The sequence below is a fragment of the Belnapia sp. AC561 genome, from assembly GCF_979252845.1.
Genome location: NZ_CEEDBP010000044.1, coordinates 18,145 through 31,181 on the forward strand (window position 1 = coordinate 18,145; position 13,037 = coordinate 31,181).

Annotated in this window: 11 protein-coding genes; 7 read left to right on the plus strand and 4 right to left on the minus strand. The window is 71.0% G+C overall.

Annotated elements, in window-relative coordinates; all coding sequences use genetic code 11:
• Positions 1 to 4 precede the first annotated feature (4 nt).
• Positions 5 to 1,423, plus strand: coding sequence for an amidase (locus tag AC0IW9_RS25935; RefSeq protein ID WP_471651191.1), 1,419 nt, complete (start codon positions 5 to 7; stop codon positions 1,421 to 1,423).
• Between the two features lie 61 nt (positions 1,424 to 1,484).
• Here the strand turns inward: AC0IW9_RS25935 and AC0IW9_RS25940 are convergent, their stop codons facing one another.
• The 4 genes from AC0IW9_RS25940 to AC0IW9_RS25955 form a co-directional block, all read right to left on the minus strand.
• Entirely contained in the window at positions 1,485 to 2,186 is a 702-nt protein-coding gene (locus tag AC0IW9_RS25940) for a hypothetical protein (RefSeq protein WP_471651192.1), read from the minus strand.
• A gap of 64 nt (positions 2,187 to 2,250) precedes the next feature.
• The gene (locus AC0IW9_RS25945) at positions 2,251 to 3,666 is read right to left on the minus strand and encodes a TRAP transporter large permease (protein WP_471651193.1); all 1,416 of its coding nucleotides are present in this window, start codon (positions 3,664 to 3,666) and stop codon (positions 2,251 to 2,253) included.
• 34 nt (positions 3,667 to 3,700) lie between these two features.
• The gene (locus tag AC0IW9_RS25950) at positions 3,701 to 4,249 is read right to left on the minus strand and encodes a TRAP transporter small permease subunit (RefSeq protein WP_471651194.1); all 549 of its coding nucleotides are present in this window, start codon (positions 4,247 to 4,249) and stop codon (positions 3,701 to 3,703) included.
• Positions 4,250 to 4,265: 16 nt separating this feature from the next.
• Positions 4,266 to 5,315: a TRAP transporter substrate-binding protein gene (locus AC0IW9_RS25955; RefSeq protein ID WP_471651195.1), complete on the minus strand. Its 1,050-nt coding sequence runs from the start codon at positions 5,313 to 5,315 to the stop codon at positions 4,266 to 4,268.
• A gap of 224 nt (positions 5,316 to 5,539) precedes the next feature.
• On the opposite strand from AC0IW9_RS25955, the gene AC0IW9_RS25960 reads away from it, so the two are divergent.
• The 6 genes from AC0IW9_RS25960 (at position 5,540) to AC0IW9_RS25985 (ending at position 12,813) form a co-directional block, all read left to right on the plus strand.
• Complete coding sequence (locus AC0IW9_RS25960) at positions 5,540 to 7,600, plus strand: proton-conducting transporter transmembrane domain-containing protein (protein ID WP_471651196.1); 2,061 nt, start codon at positions 5,540 to 5,542, stop codon at positions 7,598 to 7,600.
• 1 nt (position 7,601) lies between these two features.
• Positions 7,602 to 8,561, plus strand: a complete 960-nt coding sequence (locus tag AC0IW9_RS25965; RefSeq protein WP_471651197.1) for a respiratory chain complex I subunit 1 family protein — start codon at positions 7,602 to 7,604, stop codon at positions 8,559 to 8,561.
• 79 nt (positions 8,562 to 8,640) lie between these two features.
• Positions 8,641 to 9,309 carry a hydrogenase-4 component E gene (locus AC0IW9_RS25970; RefSeq protein ID WP_471651198.1) on the plus strand — a complete coding sequence of 223 codons (669 nt, stop codon included), beginning with the start codon at positions 8,641 to 8,643 and terminating at the stop codon, positions 9,307 to 9,309.
• Entirely contained in the window at positions 9,309 to 10,754 is a 1,446-nt protein-coding gene (locus AC0IW9_RS25975) for a proton-conducting transporter transmembrane domain-containing protein (protein ID WP_471651199.1), read from the plus strand. The genes AC0IW9_RS25970 and AC0IW9_RS25975 overlap by 1 nt, the downstream gene beginning before the upstream one ends.
• Positions 10,751 to 12,259, plus strand: coding sequence for a hydrogenase large subunit (locus AC0IW9_RS25980; RefSeq protein WP_471651200.1), 1,509 nt, complete (start codon positions 10,751 to 10,753; stop codon positions 12,257 to 12,259). The genes AC0IW9_RS25975 and AC0IW9_RS25980 overlap by 4 nt, the downstream gene beginning before the upstream one ends.
• The gene (locus tag AC0IW9_RS25985; protein WP_471651201.1) at positions 12,259 to 12,813 is read left to right on the plus strand and encodes an NADH-quinone oxidoreductase subunit B family protein; all 555 of its coding nucleotides are present in this window, start codon (positions 12,259 to 12,261) and stop codon (positions 12,811 to 12,813) included. Before AC0IW9_RS25980 ends, AC0IW9_RS25985 begins: the two co-directional genes overlap by 1 nt.
• Positions 12,814 to 13,037: the final 224 nt, after the last annotated feature.

A 13,037-nucleotide genomic window follows, 5' to 3' on the forward strand; every position in this document is an offset into this window, starting at 1 on the left:
CCCGATGCAGCACCTGCCCCCCGAGCTCTGGCGCTGGGACGCCGTCGACCTGGCCCGGGCGATCCGGCTGCGGGCGGTCTCGGCGGCCGAGGCGACGCGGGCGGTGCTCGACCGCTGCGCCGCGGTCAATCCGGCGATCAATGCCGTGGTGCTGGTGCTGGAGGCGGAAGCGATGGCCGCCGCGGCCGCCGCCGATGCGGTGCTGGCCCGCGGCGGGGCCACCGGGCCGCTGCATGGCGTGCCGGTGACGACCAAGATCAACGTCGACCAGAAAGGCGTGCCGAACAGCAACGGCTGCGTGCCGCTGAAGGATGCCGTCGCCGCCGAGGATAGTGCGGTGGTGGCGAACCTGCGGGCGGCGGGCGCCATCCTCATCGGCCGGACCAATACCCCGGCGCTGTCGATGCGCTGGTTCACCGAGAATGGGCTGCATGGCCGGACCCTGAATCCCTGGAGCGCGGAACATACGCCGGGCGGGTCCTCGGGCGGGGCGGCGGCGGCCGTGGCGGCGGGGATCGGCCCGATCGCGCATGGCAACGACCTCGGCGGGTCCGTGCGCTACCCGGCCTATGCCTGCGGCATCGCCGGGCTGCGGCCGAGCTTCGGCCGAGTGCCCGCCTTTAATCCAAGCATGGTGGCGGAGCGCGGGCTGGCCGGGCAGCTCATGTCGACGCAGGGGCCGCTGGCCCGGCGGGTGGCGGACCTGCGGCTGGCGCTGGCGGCCATGGCGCGGGGCGATACGCGGGACCCCTGGTGGATGCCGGCGCCGCTGGAGGGCAGCCGGCCGAAGCGGCCGATCCGGGTGGCGCTATCGGTGGATCCGGCGGGCACCGGCGTGCATCCGGCGGTGGCCGAGGCGGTGCAGCGGGCCGGGCGGATCCTGGCCGCCGCCGGCTATGCGGTGGAGGAACGGGCGCCGCCGGATTTCGCCGCGGTGGCGCGGGACTGGGATGCCTTCGCCCATGGCGAGGCCGGGCGATTCATGGCGGAGGCCTTCGCCGATCTCGCCGATGACGGGGCGCGGGAGACCTATCGCTTCATGCTGGCGCATTGCCCGCCGCTCGACACGGAAGGCTACATGACGCTGGCGGCGCGGCGGACCACGCATCAGCGAAAATGGGCGGTGTTCCAGCAGGACTGGCCGCTGGTGCTCTGCCCCGTCTCGGCCGAGCCGCCGTTTCCGCAGGGGCTGGATGTGGCGGGGCAGCAGGGCTTCGATGCGGTCTACCGGGCGCAGCAGGCGCTGCTGGCGACGCCGCTGCTGGGGCTGCCGAGCGTCTCCGTGCCGACCGGGCTGACCGGGGAGGGGCTGCCGATGGGGGTGCAGATCATCGCGCCGCGCTGGCGGGAGGATCTGGCGCTGGAGGCGGCGGAGGTGGTGGAGGCGGCCTGTCCGATGGCGACGCCGGTGGCGCCGCGGTAGGGGCCGCGAGGCCATGGTGTGATTCGCGCCTTGCGGCGCATCCGCCTCGGACAACCACATTCTAGAGGAGGGAGCGGACGTGGTCCCGATGCTTCAGGGCCGCCCTTCCGTATTCGGTATAGCTGCGTTCCGGCGACCCCTTCGGGGCATGCAGGGAATTCACGTAGTCTTCGAGTTTTCGGGCGGTGCCGCGATTGTATCGGGACGCAGCAATGACAAACTGATCGTCGGTCAGATTTTTACTGTCGATACTGGGGAAATCGTGCTGGATAAGACCTCTGAGGTGCTTCGCGACGATTTCTATATTGAAGCTGTTGGTTTCAAGACAAGAGATGATGTCCTCCCACTCCCGCGCAGACAGCTCATCGGCTTTCAGGCCCATCTCGCCCACGGCAACGCTGACCTGCATGCTGATCGCCCCGAAGGATGTCTTGATCGGCGGCTTGCCGGCTTTCGGCGGATGCCCGAACCACCATTTGTCGTTCCAGAGCAATGAGCGGACTGGAAAGGCAATGATGTCGATACCATCCGGCATGCCGCCAGCTTCGCTCCACGCGATACTTGCCAGGAGTATCTTGGGTATGTGATGCCGCGTCGCCGCCGTGGCGATCCGATCCCTGTTGTAGATAATCCAGGCGTCCTTGTAACGGAAAAGCAGGGTGTTCTTGCCGGATGCGAAATATTTTAGCTTCCAAAGTATCGCATCGACTGCTGTCCATTTCGGGTAGCCAGGCGTTCCGGGCTCACAAAAGTCGTTGGCCATCTCCACCTCGCTCCGAAGCGGCCGATACGACCTATCGGCATTCGCACCGTGCCGTCATGGCCCCCTACCGGAACACCGGCGGCGCATCATCCTCCGGCAGGTCCGGCAGCGGCACCTCGATCCGCACCGTGCTCGGGTCCACCCCCGTCCCCTTGTCCAGCCAGTAGGTCACGCTCGCGGGCCAGAAGATGACGATGGCGACGAGGATGAGTTGCAGGGCCACCCAGGGGATGGCACCCCAGTAGATGTCGCTGCTCTTGACCTCCTTCGGGGCGATGCCGCGCAGGTAGAACAGCGCGAAGCCGAAGGGCGGGTGCATGAAGCTGGTCTGCATGTTCACGCAGATCAGCACGCCGAACCACACGAGATCGATGCCGAGCTTGGCGGCGATGGGCGCCAGCAGCGGGATGATGATGAAGGCGATCTCGAAGAAGTCGAGGAAGAAGGCCAGGAAGAAGATGAAGACCTGGCTGAAGATCAGGAAGCCGGTCGGCCCGCCCGGCAGCTTCGCCAGCATGTGCTCGATCCACAGGCTGCCGTCGACGCCCTGGAAGACCAGGCTGAACACCGTCGCGCCGATCAGGATGAAGATCACCATGGCGGTGATCCGCATGGTGTTCTCCATCGCCTGGCGCAGCAGCACCCAGGTGAAGCGGCCGTTCATCCAGGCCAGGACGATGGCGCCCATGGCGCCCATGGCGCCGGCCTCGGTCGGCGTGGCGAGGCCCATGAAGATGGTGCCGAGCACCAGGAAGATCAGCACGACGCAGGGCACCATGCCCTTGGTGACGCGCCAGATCAGCGGCCAGCCGCGGCTGCCCAGCGCCTCGTCCGGCAGGGCCGGGACCTTGTGCGGGGCGAAGATGCTGACGCCGACGATGAACAGGATGAAGAGCAGCACCTGCAGGATGCTGGGGCCGATGGCGCCGGCATACATGTCGCCGACCGACTTGCCGAGCTGGTCGCCGAGCACGATCAGCACCAGCGAGGGCGGGATCACCTGGGTGATGGTGCCCGACGCGGCGATGACGCCCGTCGCGATCCGCATGTCGTAGCCGTATTTCATCATGATCGGCAGGCTGATCATGCCCATGGCGATCACGCTGGCCGCGACGGTCCCGGTGATGGCGCCGAGGATGGCGCCGACGATGATGACGGCATAGGCGAGGCCGCCCGGCACCTTGCCGAACAGCTGCCCGGTGCCCTCCAGCAGGTCCTCCGCCAGCCCGCAGCGTTCGAGGATGGCGCCCATCAGGGTGAAGAAGGGGATCGAGAGCAGCAGGTCGTTCTGCACGATCCCGAAGACCCGCAGCGGCAGGTTGCCGAGATAGGCCGAAGTGAAGAAGCCCAGCTCGATCGAGATGAAGCCGAAGAACAGCCCCACCGCGGAAAGGCTGAAGGCGACGGGGAAGCCGAGGATGAGGAAGACGACCAGGCCGCCGAACATCAGCGGCGCCATCACGTCCATGTCGATCGTCATTGGGGCGGGGCGTCCTGGCCGAAGGCGGGAGGGGTCATTGCTCGGGGCGGTGGTATTCGACCACCACCTCGGCGGCGGGCTGGATGCCGCGCAGCAGCGCGATGCGCTTGATGAGCTCGGAGAAGCCCTGCAGCGAGAGCAGCACGAAGCCGATGGGCAGCAGGATCTTCACCGGCCAGCGCAGCAGGCCGCCGGCATTGGGGCTGCCCTCGACGCGGGTCCAGCTGTCGAGGAAGAAGGGCCAGGTCATCCAGGCCAGCAGCAGCACCGCCGGCAGCATGAAGAAGATGAAGCCGAAGACGTCGATCCAGAGCTGCGTCCGGCGGGAGACGTTGCTGTAGAGAATGTCGACCCGGACGTGCTCGTTGCGGAACAGGGTATAGGAGGCGCCGAGCATGACGATGGCGCCGAAGAGGTACCACTGCACCTCCAGCCAGGCATTCGAGCTGTAGGAGATGCCGTAGCGGACGAAGGCATTGCCGGCGCTGATGGCGCAGGACAGCAGCACCGCCCAGTCCGCCAGCTTGCCGACGCCGGTATTCAGCCGGTCCACGCCGCGGCTGAAGGCCATCAAGGGACCCATGTGGGGGGTGTCTCCGTCAGCGCCGCTGCTGTTCCTGGGCGTGCATGAAGTAGCCGAAATTGTCGAAGCCGCTCTCGGCGACGCGGAACCACTGGTACTGGCTGTCGCGGAAGGCGCGCCAGTGGTCGTAGACCTTCTTGAAGGTGGGGTTCTTCGCCGCGGTCTCGTCATACAGCTCGAAGGCCGCCTTGTAGCAGGCCTGCATCACCTCCCGCGGGAAGGGGCGGAGCTGGGTGCCGGCGGCGACCAGGCGGCGCAGCGCCGTCGGGTTCTGCACGTCGTACTTGGCCATGGTCTCGATCGTGCTGTCGCGGCAGGCGGATTCGAGCACGTCCTTGTAGAGCTGCGGCAGCTCCTCGTACTTCGCCTTGCTGACGTAGAAGGACAGGTTCAGCGAGCCCTCCCACCAGCCGGGATAGTAGTAGAAGGGGGCGACGCGGTTGAAGCCGAGCTTCTCGTCGTCATAGGGGCCGATCCACTCGGCGGCGTCGATGGTGCCCTTCTCCAGCGCCGGGTAGATGTCGCCGCCGGCGATCTGCTGCGGCACCACGCCGAGCTTCTGCAGCACGTTGCCGGCGAAGCCGCCGACCCGGAACTTCAGCCCGCGCAGGTCCTCGACCGTCTTGATCTCGCGGCGGAACCAGCCGCCCATCTGCGCCCCGGTATTGCCGGCGGGCAGGGAGACCATGTTGTAGCCGTCGAAGAATTCCTTGAGGATCTCGCGGCCGCCGCCGGCCTGCAGCCAGGCGTTGTTCTGGCGCATGTTGAGGCCGAAGGGGACGGCGCCGTCGAAGGCGAAGGTCGGGTCCTTGCCGACGAAGTAGTAGCTGGCGGTATGGGCGCAATCGACCGTGCCGGTCTGTACCGCATCGGCCACGGCGAGGCCGGGCACCAGCTCGCCGGCGGCGAAGGTGCGGATCTGGAACTTCCCGTCGGTCAGCGCCGCGACCCGCTTCCCGACATGCTCGCCGGCGCCATAGATGGTGTCGAGCGACTTGGGGAAGGAGGAGGCGCAGCGCCAGCGGATCTCGGGCATGGCGCCCTGGGCGAGGGCGGGCGTGGACAAGGCAAGGGTGCCGGCCGCAGCGGCCCCGGCAAACAACCCACGACGATCCATTGATTCTGGTCCCCGAACAATTCGCCCCATGCGCCTTCGGCGCTTGTCGCTTCCCTATAGCCTCATTGCACGGTTGTTAAGTGAGTGTTTTGCCATGATGACCCCCGGCTGGCTCTTCGCGTCGCTCGCGAGTGCGGGCACACTGGCCGGGTGCAAGCCATGAGACTCCACCCGTGCTGACGGGCATCCTCCTCGGGATCGGCCTGCTGGGCCTGCTGGCGCTGGCGGCGGTGGCCCTGGTCGCGCTGGACCAGGGACAGGACCGGCGGGCGGGGCTGGCGGTGCATGGCGGCTGCCTCGGCATCAGCCTCGGGCTCGCCGGGCTGGCCCTCGCCGGGCTGGCGCTCGGCCTGCCGGAGACCGCGATGGTGCTGCCCTTCGGCCCGCCCTGGGCCGGGCGGGAGAGTGCCGCGGTGGTGGCGCTGGACGGGCTTTCGGCCTGGTTCCTGCTGCTGCTCGGCCTCTCCGGCGCCTGCGCCTCGCTCTATGCGCTCGGCGCGCCGCCCGGCCCGGCGCGGACGCTGCCGCCCTTTCCGCTCTTCATCGCCGGGATGGCGCTCTGCCTGGTGGCGGCCGATGGCTTCACCCTGCTGCTGGGCTTCGAGGCGATGTCGCTGGCCTCCTGGGCGCTGGTGGCCGCGGACCATGCCGAGGCGGAGAACCGGGCGGCGGCGCGGCTCTATCTGATGTTCGCGGCGCTGGCCGGGGCCTGCCTCGTCCCGGCCTTCGGCCTGCTGGCCGGTCCTGCGGGGGGGCTGGACTTCGCGGCGATCCGCGCGGCGCCGCCGGAGGGCTGGCGGGCGGCCGCGGTGCTGACCTTGGCGCTGGCCGGGGCGGGGGCCAAGGCGGGGCTGGTGCCGCTGCATGCCTGGCTGCCGCTGGCGCATCCGGCGGCCCCGAGCCATGTCTCGGCGCTGATGTCGGGGGCGATGACCAAGGTTGCGCTCTATGTGCTGGCGCGGCTGCTGCTCGACCTCTGCGGTCCGCTGCAGCCGGGCTGGTGGGGGGTGCCGCTGCTGGCACTCGGCGCCTGTTCCGCCCTGTTCGGGGCGCTCAGGGCCAATCTCGAGGGCGATGCCAAGACCCTGCTGGCCTGCTCGACCATCGAGAACATCGGCTTCATCACCGTGGCGCTGGGGCTGGTGCTGGCCTTCCGTGGCGCGGACCTCGGGCCGCTGGCGGCGCTGGCTGCGGGGGCGGCGCTGCTGCATGCCCTGGGCCACGGCATCTTCAAGACGCTGCTCTTCCTCGCCGCCGGGGCGGTGGCGCATGCGGCCGGCAGCCGGCGGCTGGACCGGCTGGGCGGGCTGATCCATGCCATGCCGGTGACGGCGCTGGCGGCGCTGGTCGGGATGGCGGCCGCCGCCTCGCTGCCGCCGCTCTCGGGCTTCGCCAGCGAATGGCTGCTGCTGCAATCCCTGCTGGCGGGCTGGCGGGTCAGCGACATCGCCTTCCAGGTGGTCGCCGCCGCGGCGACCGCGCTGGTCGCCATGGCCGCGGCGCTGGCGGCGGCGGCGATGCTGCGCTTCTTCGGGCTGGTCTTCCTCGGCCGCACGCGCAGCCCGCGCGCGGCCGGGGCGCGGGAGGTCTCGCGGCTCGAGCGCGCGGCGCTGCTGCTGCCGGCCGCACTGACGGTGCTGCTGGGGCTGTTCCCCGGGGTGGCGCTCGATCTCGCGGCGCCGGCGATCCGGGTGCTGGCCGGGCCGGTCGCGGCGGCGGTGCCGGGGCGGAGCCTGGCACCGGGCTGGGGGCTGGCGACGGGGGAGGGCGCCTCGGTCTACCTGCCGCTGGCGGTGGCGCTGCTGCTGGTGGTAACGCTGGTCGGGGTCTGGTTCCTGGTGCGGCGGCGCTCGACCGGGGCGACCCGGCGCGGCCCGGTCTGGAATTGCGGTTTCATCGACCCGCCGCCCTGGCTGCCCTTCGGCGACCCGATCAGCCAGCCGGGCGCCGGCGGGATGGCCCAGCCGCTGCGGCGGATGCTGGGCACCTCCCTGCTCGGCGCACGAGAGGTGGTGCTGATGCGGTCGCCGGGCGACCCGCGGGCCGGCGCCTATGCGGCGCATGTCGCCGACCCGTCGGAGCGCCTGCTGCTGGCGCCGCTGGCCCGGGCGCGGGACGGCATCGCCGCCTGGGCGGAGCGGCTGCGCGACCTGACGATCCGCGGCTGCCTGTCGCTCAGCTTCGCCGCCCTGGTCGGGCTGCTGGCGCTGCTCGCCTGGCTGGAGGCGCGCTGAGGTGCTGGCCTTCGGGGCGATCCTGGCGCAGGCGCTGCACCTCGCCCTGATGCTGGCGGCGGCGCCGCTGGTCGTCGGCGTGGTGCGCTGGCTGAAGGCGCGGATGCTGGGGCGGCGCGGGGCCTCGCCGCTGCAGCCGGCCTGGGATCTGGTGAAGCTGCTGCGCAAACGGCCGGTGCTGGCGGAGAATGCCTCGCTGGTCTCGGAGGTGGCGCCCTATGTGGGCTTCGCCGCCACCCTGGTCGCCATCGCCTGCGTCCCCAGCTTCGCCCGCGGCATGGTGCTGGCGCCGGTCGGCGACCTGATCCTGCTGGCGGGGCTGCTGGCGCTGGCGCGGATGGCCCTCGCCCTGGCGGGGATGGATGTCGGCACCGCCTTCGGCGGGCTCGGCGCGGCGCGGGAGATGAGCTTTTCCGTCTTCGCCGAGCCGGCGCTGCTGCTGTGCGTGCTGACCTTCGCCATCCTGGCCGGGACCACCAACCTCGACCTGATCGCTGCCACCTTCCGCGACGGCGGGCTGGGGCTGCGCGTCTCCCTCGCGCTGGCCGCCGTCGCCATGCTGGCGGTCGCGGTCGCCGAGAATGCCCGCATTCCGGTGGACAACCCGGCGACGCATCTGGAGCTGACCATGGTGCATGAGGCGATGCTGCTGGAAAGCTCCGGCCGGCATCTGGCGCTCTGGGAGTATCAGGCGGCGCTGAAGCTGACGCTGTGGCTGGCGCTGCTCTCGGCGATCTTCGTGCCCTTCGGCGCGGCGCATGCGGGGGCGGGGCCGCTCGCCTGGGTCGTCGGGCTGCTGGCCTGGCTGGCGAAGATGGGCCTGCTGTGTCTCGCGCTGGCGGCATTCGAGAGCGCGATCGCCAAGATGCGGGTCTTCCGGGTGCCGGAATTCCTCGGCGCGGCGCTGCTGCTGGCACTGCTGGCGGCGGCGCTGCTGTTCATCTCGACGGGGTTGGCGTGATGGGAAGCGAAGGTCGGGGAGACCGTATTCCCCCCAAGCCCCGCATCGGTTTTCGTGAGTCCGGAGGGGCGCCCGGTCCATGAGCTTCGGCCAGCTTCCCTACGACGTGGCGCACCTGTTCGGCGGCGGGATGCTGCTGCTGTCCTTCATGCTGCTCTATCAGCGGCGGGTCGCGGCGGTGATCAATGCGCTCGCCGTCCAGGGCGCCATCCTCGCCTGCGCCGCCGGCTGGCAGGGGATGATGCAGGCGGCGCCGCAGCTCTACCTCACCGCGCTGATCGCCTTCGCCGCCAAGGCGGTGCTGATCCCCCTCGCGCTGCGGGTGCTGATCCGCCGGCTCGACCTCGACCGCACCGTGGATACCGCCATGGGCGTCGGGCCCAGCCTCATCGCCGGCGTCGCGCTGGTGGCGCTGGCGATCCTGGTGGTGCTGCCGATCACCACGGGCGCGCGGGCCATCGCGCGGGAGGATCTGGCGCTCGCGCTCTCGGTCGTGCTGCTCGGGATGCTGATGATGATCACCCGGCGCAACGCCATCCTGCAGGTGGTCGGGCTGATGAGCATGGAGAACGGGCTCATCCTCGCCGCCGTCGGCGTGGCGGGCATGCCGCTGGTGGTGGAGCTCTCGACCGCGGCGCTGGTGATGGTGGTGCTGGTGGTCGCCGGGGTCTTCGTCTTCCAGATCCGCGGCCGCTTCGACAGCGTCGATGTCTCGCTCCTCGACCCGCATCGCGGGGAGGGGCGGTGATGCCCTTCGAATTCCATCTGCCCTGGGCGGTGGTCTTCCTGCCCTGGCTGGGGGCGCTGGTGCTGGCCTTCGTGCCGGATGAGCGGCGGGCGGCGCTGGCCAATATCGGCGTCTCCGGCGCCTCGCTGCTGCTGGCACTCGGCCTGCTGTTCCATCCCGGCGGCACCCAGGGCTGGACCCATGTGGATGCGCTGAACACGCCGCTGGTCGTGCTCTCCTTCGTCATCGGCCTGACCACCGCGGTCTATTCCTGCGGCGCCGTCGCGGCCGAGCAATTCGATGCGCTGCGGCTGCGCGCCTATCACGTTGCCTTCCAGGTCTTCATGGGGGCGCAGGCGCTGGCTCTGCTCGCCGACAACATGGGGGTGATGTGGGTGGCGATCGAGATCGCCACCATGGCCAGCGTGCTGATGGTCGCGGTGCATGGCACGCCGCCGGCGATCGAGGCGGCGTGGAAGCTCTTCATCCTCTGCGGCGTCGGCATCACCCTGGCGCTGCTCGGTACCATCATCCTGTATCTCGCGGCGCAGCCCCTGGTCGGGCATGGCGACAGCGGGCTGTCCTGGACGGTGCTGCGCGGCCTGGCGGAGCGGGCGGATCCCGGCGTGCTGAACCTCGCCTTCGTCTTCCTGCTGGTGGGCTACGGCACCAAGGCCGGGCTGGTGCCGCTGCATTCCTGGCTGCCGGATGCCGAGGCCGAGGGGCCGATCGCCATTTCCGCCGTGCTGTCCGGCCTGCTGCTGAATGCGGCGCTGCATGCGGTGCTGCGGGCCAAGGCCATCGTCGGCGCGCATGCGGGGGCGGTGGCGCCGGGGCGCTTCCTGCTGGCGCTCGGCCTCGCCTCCCTGCTGCTGGCCGGTTTCGCCTTGTGGCGGCGGCGGGATGCGCGGCGCTTCTTCGCCTGGAGCAGCATCGAGCACATGGGGCTGGCGGCCATCGCCTTCGGGCTCGGCGGGCCGGCGGCGAACCTGGCGGGGCTGCTGCATATGCTGGGGCATTCGCTTTGCAAGTCGGCGGTCTTCTTCGGCGTCGGCGCGGCGGTGCAGCTGCGCGGGTCGCAGAAGATCGAGGATATCAGGGGGCTCTGCGCCTCCCATCCCGGGCTCGGCTGGGCGCTGGCGCTGGCCATCGCGGCGGTGGCGGGGCTGCCGCCCTTCGCCTTGTTCGCCAGCGAATTCCTGCTGCTGGTGGAGGTGGCCGGGCGGCATGCCTGGCTGATCCTGCCGCTCGGCCTCGGCCTGCTGGTGGCGACGACGGCCAAGGTGGGGATCCTGCAGGCGCTCTGCCTGGGTGAGCCGGCGGCGGACCGGGCGGGGGCAGCCTCGGTCGGGGCCTTCACCCTGGGCCCGATCTGGCTGCACCTGGTGCTGGCCATGCTGCTGGGCATTGCCCTGCCGGGGCCGCTGGCGGCGATGCTGGGCACGGCGGCGAGGATCCCGGGATGAGCGAGGCCCTCGCCATCATCCGCGCCGGGGCGGCGCAGGATTGCCGGCCGCATCCGCGGCACCTGCTGGACCGCGAGCAATGGGCGGCCATGGCGGCGGCGCTGGCGGCGGCGCCGGACCTGGCCCTGCTCGGTCTCTGGGCGGAGCCGGCGATGGTGCATGCGGCCTTCCTGGCGGAGGCGGAGGGCGCCTTCCTCATCGCCTCCTGCCCGGCGCCGGAGGGGCGCTACCCGGCACTCTCCCCGGCCCGGCCCGGGGCGGTGCGCTTCGAGCGGATGGTGCGCGACCTTTGGGGCCTGGTGGCCGAGGGGGCGGTGGACCTGCGCCCCTGGCTGGACCATGGGCGCTGGCCGGTGACCGGGCCGCTGGCGGCGGCGCCGGCCGCCAATGGGATGCCGGTGCCGCAGCCGGAGTTCCTGACGGTGGAGGGCGAGGGGGTGCACCAGATCCCGGTCGGGCCGGTGCATGCCGGGATCATCGAGCCGGGGCATTTCCGCTTCCATGTCCAGGGCGAGACGGTGGTGCGGCTGGAGGCGCGGCTGGGCTACCTGCACAAGGGGATCATCGGGCTGATGCTGGGCAAGCCGGTGCCGGTCGCGGCCCGCCTGGCCGGGCGGCTGTCGGGCGACAGCACCGTGGCGCATGCCTGGGCCTTCGCCATGGCGGTCGAGGCGGCGATGGCCGTCGCGGTGCCGCCCCGGGCGCTGGCGCTGCGCGGGGTGATGGCGGAGCTGGAGCGGCTGCACAACCACCTGAACGACTGGGGCTTCATCTGCAACGACGCCGCCTTCGCCTGGCCGCATGCCCGCTGCGGGCTGCTGCGGGAAGGCGTGCTGCGCGCCGCCATGGCCGCCTTCGGGCACCGGCTGATGATGGACCAGGTGGTGCCCGGCGGGGTGGCCGGGGACCTGCGGCCGGGCGGGGCGGAGGCGATCCGGGCCGCGCTGGCCGCGGTGGCGGCGGAGCTGCCGGTGCTGGCCGCGGTCTATGAAAGCCATGCCAGCCTGCAGGACCGGGTGGTGGGGACCGGGGTGGTCTCGCCGGCGCTGGCGGCGGGCTTCGCCGCGGGCGGGCCGGTCGGCCGGGCCTCCGGCCGTGGCTTCGATGCGCGGCGGGTGCCGGGCTATGCCCCCTATGCGGTGCCGCCCGTGGTGCCGGTCCTGACGCGGGGCGATGTCGATGCCCGGGCGCGGCTGCGGCTGGCCGAGATCGGCGAGAGCCTGCGCCTGCTGGACGGCTTGCTCGAGGCGCTGCCGTCCGGGCCGCTGGCGGTGCCGCTGCCGGTCCGCGGCGGCGAGGGGCTGGGGCTGGTCGAGGGCTTCCGCGGCGAGTGCCTGCACTGGGTCGCGCTCGACGACGGCGGGCTGCTGCGGGCGGTCTTCCCGCGCGACCCCTCCTGGCTGCAATGGCCACTGCTGGAGGCGGCGATCGAGGGCAACATCGTCGCCGACTTCCCGCTCTGCAACAAGAGCTTCAACTGTTCCTACAGCGGGGTGGACCTGTGATGCAGCCCTTGAAGCGGCTGATGTGGCCCCGGCTGGCGCGCAGCCTGTTCAGCCCGCCGCTGGCCGAGCCGGCGCCGCCGGTGCCGGAGGCGGTGGTGCAGGCGCTGGTCGAGCGGCTGGAGGAGGCGGCGCAGCGACGGCTCGGCCGCAGCCTGTCGATCCGCCAGGTGGATGCCGGGTCCTGCAACGGCTGCGAACTGGAGATCAACGCGCTCGGCAACGTCCTCTATGACCTGGAGCGATTCGGCCTGCGCTTCGTCGCCAGCCCGCGCCATGCCGATGTGCTGCTGGTGACCGGGCCGCTGACCCGCAACATGCGGGAGGCGCTGGAACGCACCGCGGCCTGCACGCCCGACCCGAAATGGGTGGTCGCGGTCGGCGATTGCGCGGTGGATGGCGGGGTCTTCAAGGGTGGCTATGCGGTGGAGGGCGGGGTGGCGGAGGCGCTCGAGGTGGATCTGCTGATCCCTGGCTGTCCGCCGGCACCGGTGCAACTGCTGGAGGGGCTGCTGGCCCTGCTGGCGGCCCAGGCGGCGCCGAAGCGGCGGGCATGAATGAAAAAGACGCGGGCCGGCCGGAGTGATCCAGCCGGCCCGGTGGCAGCCCTCGCGGGCGCCAGTCTGGCAGCGGCTTGCCGGGAAATAGCCGCTACCGAACGCCGTGCATCCAATACCGGGCGCCGGAGCGCCGCCGCACTGGAACGACGAGGCCATTCTTCGCGAGCGCGCCTCTACGGGAGATGTGAGGGAGCTTAACCTTCCTCCATGCATGGGGCTGC

Excerpts from the sequence above, each read along its gene's own strand:
- AC0IW9_RS25985 (WP_471651201.1), top strand. The coding sequence starts at position 12,259 with ATGCAGCCCTTGAAGCGGCTGATGTGGCCCCGGCTGGCGCGCAGCCTG.
- AC0IW9_RS25975 (WP_471651199.1), top strand. The coding sequence starts at position 9,309 with ATGCCCTTCGAATTCCATCTGCCCTGGGCGGTGGTCTTCCTGCCCTGG.
- AC0IW9_RS25945 (WP_471651193.1), bottom strand. The coding sequence starts at position 3,666 with ATGACGATCGACATGGACGTGATGGCGCCGCTGATGTTCGGCGGCCTG.
- AC0IW9_RS25970 (WP_471651198.1), top strand. The coding sequence starts at position 8,641 with ATGAGCTTCGGCCAGCTTCCCTACGACGTGGCGCACCTGTTCGGCGGC.
- AC0IW9_RS25935 (WP_471651191.1), top strand. The coding sequence starts at position 5 with ATGCAGCACCTGCCCCCCGAGCTCTGGCGCTGGGACGCCGTCGACCTG.
- AC0IW9_RS25940 (WP_471651192.1), bottom strand. The coding sequence starts at position 2,186 with ATGGCCAACGACTTTTGTGAGCCCGGAACGCCTGGCTACCCGAAATGG.
- AC0IW9_RS25950 (WP_471651194.1), bottom strand. The coding sequence starts at position 4,249 with ATGGGTCCCTTGATGGCCTTCAGCCGCGGCGTGGACCGGCTGAATACC.
- AC0IW9_RS25980 (WP_471651200.1), top strand. The coding sequence starts at position 10,751 with ATGAGCGAGGCCCTCGCCATCATCCGCGCCGGGGCGGCGCAGGATTGC.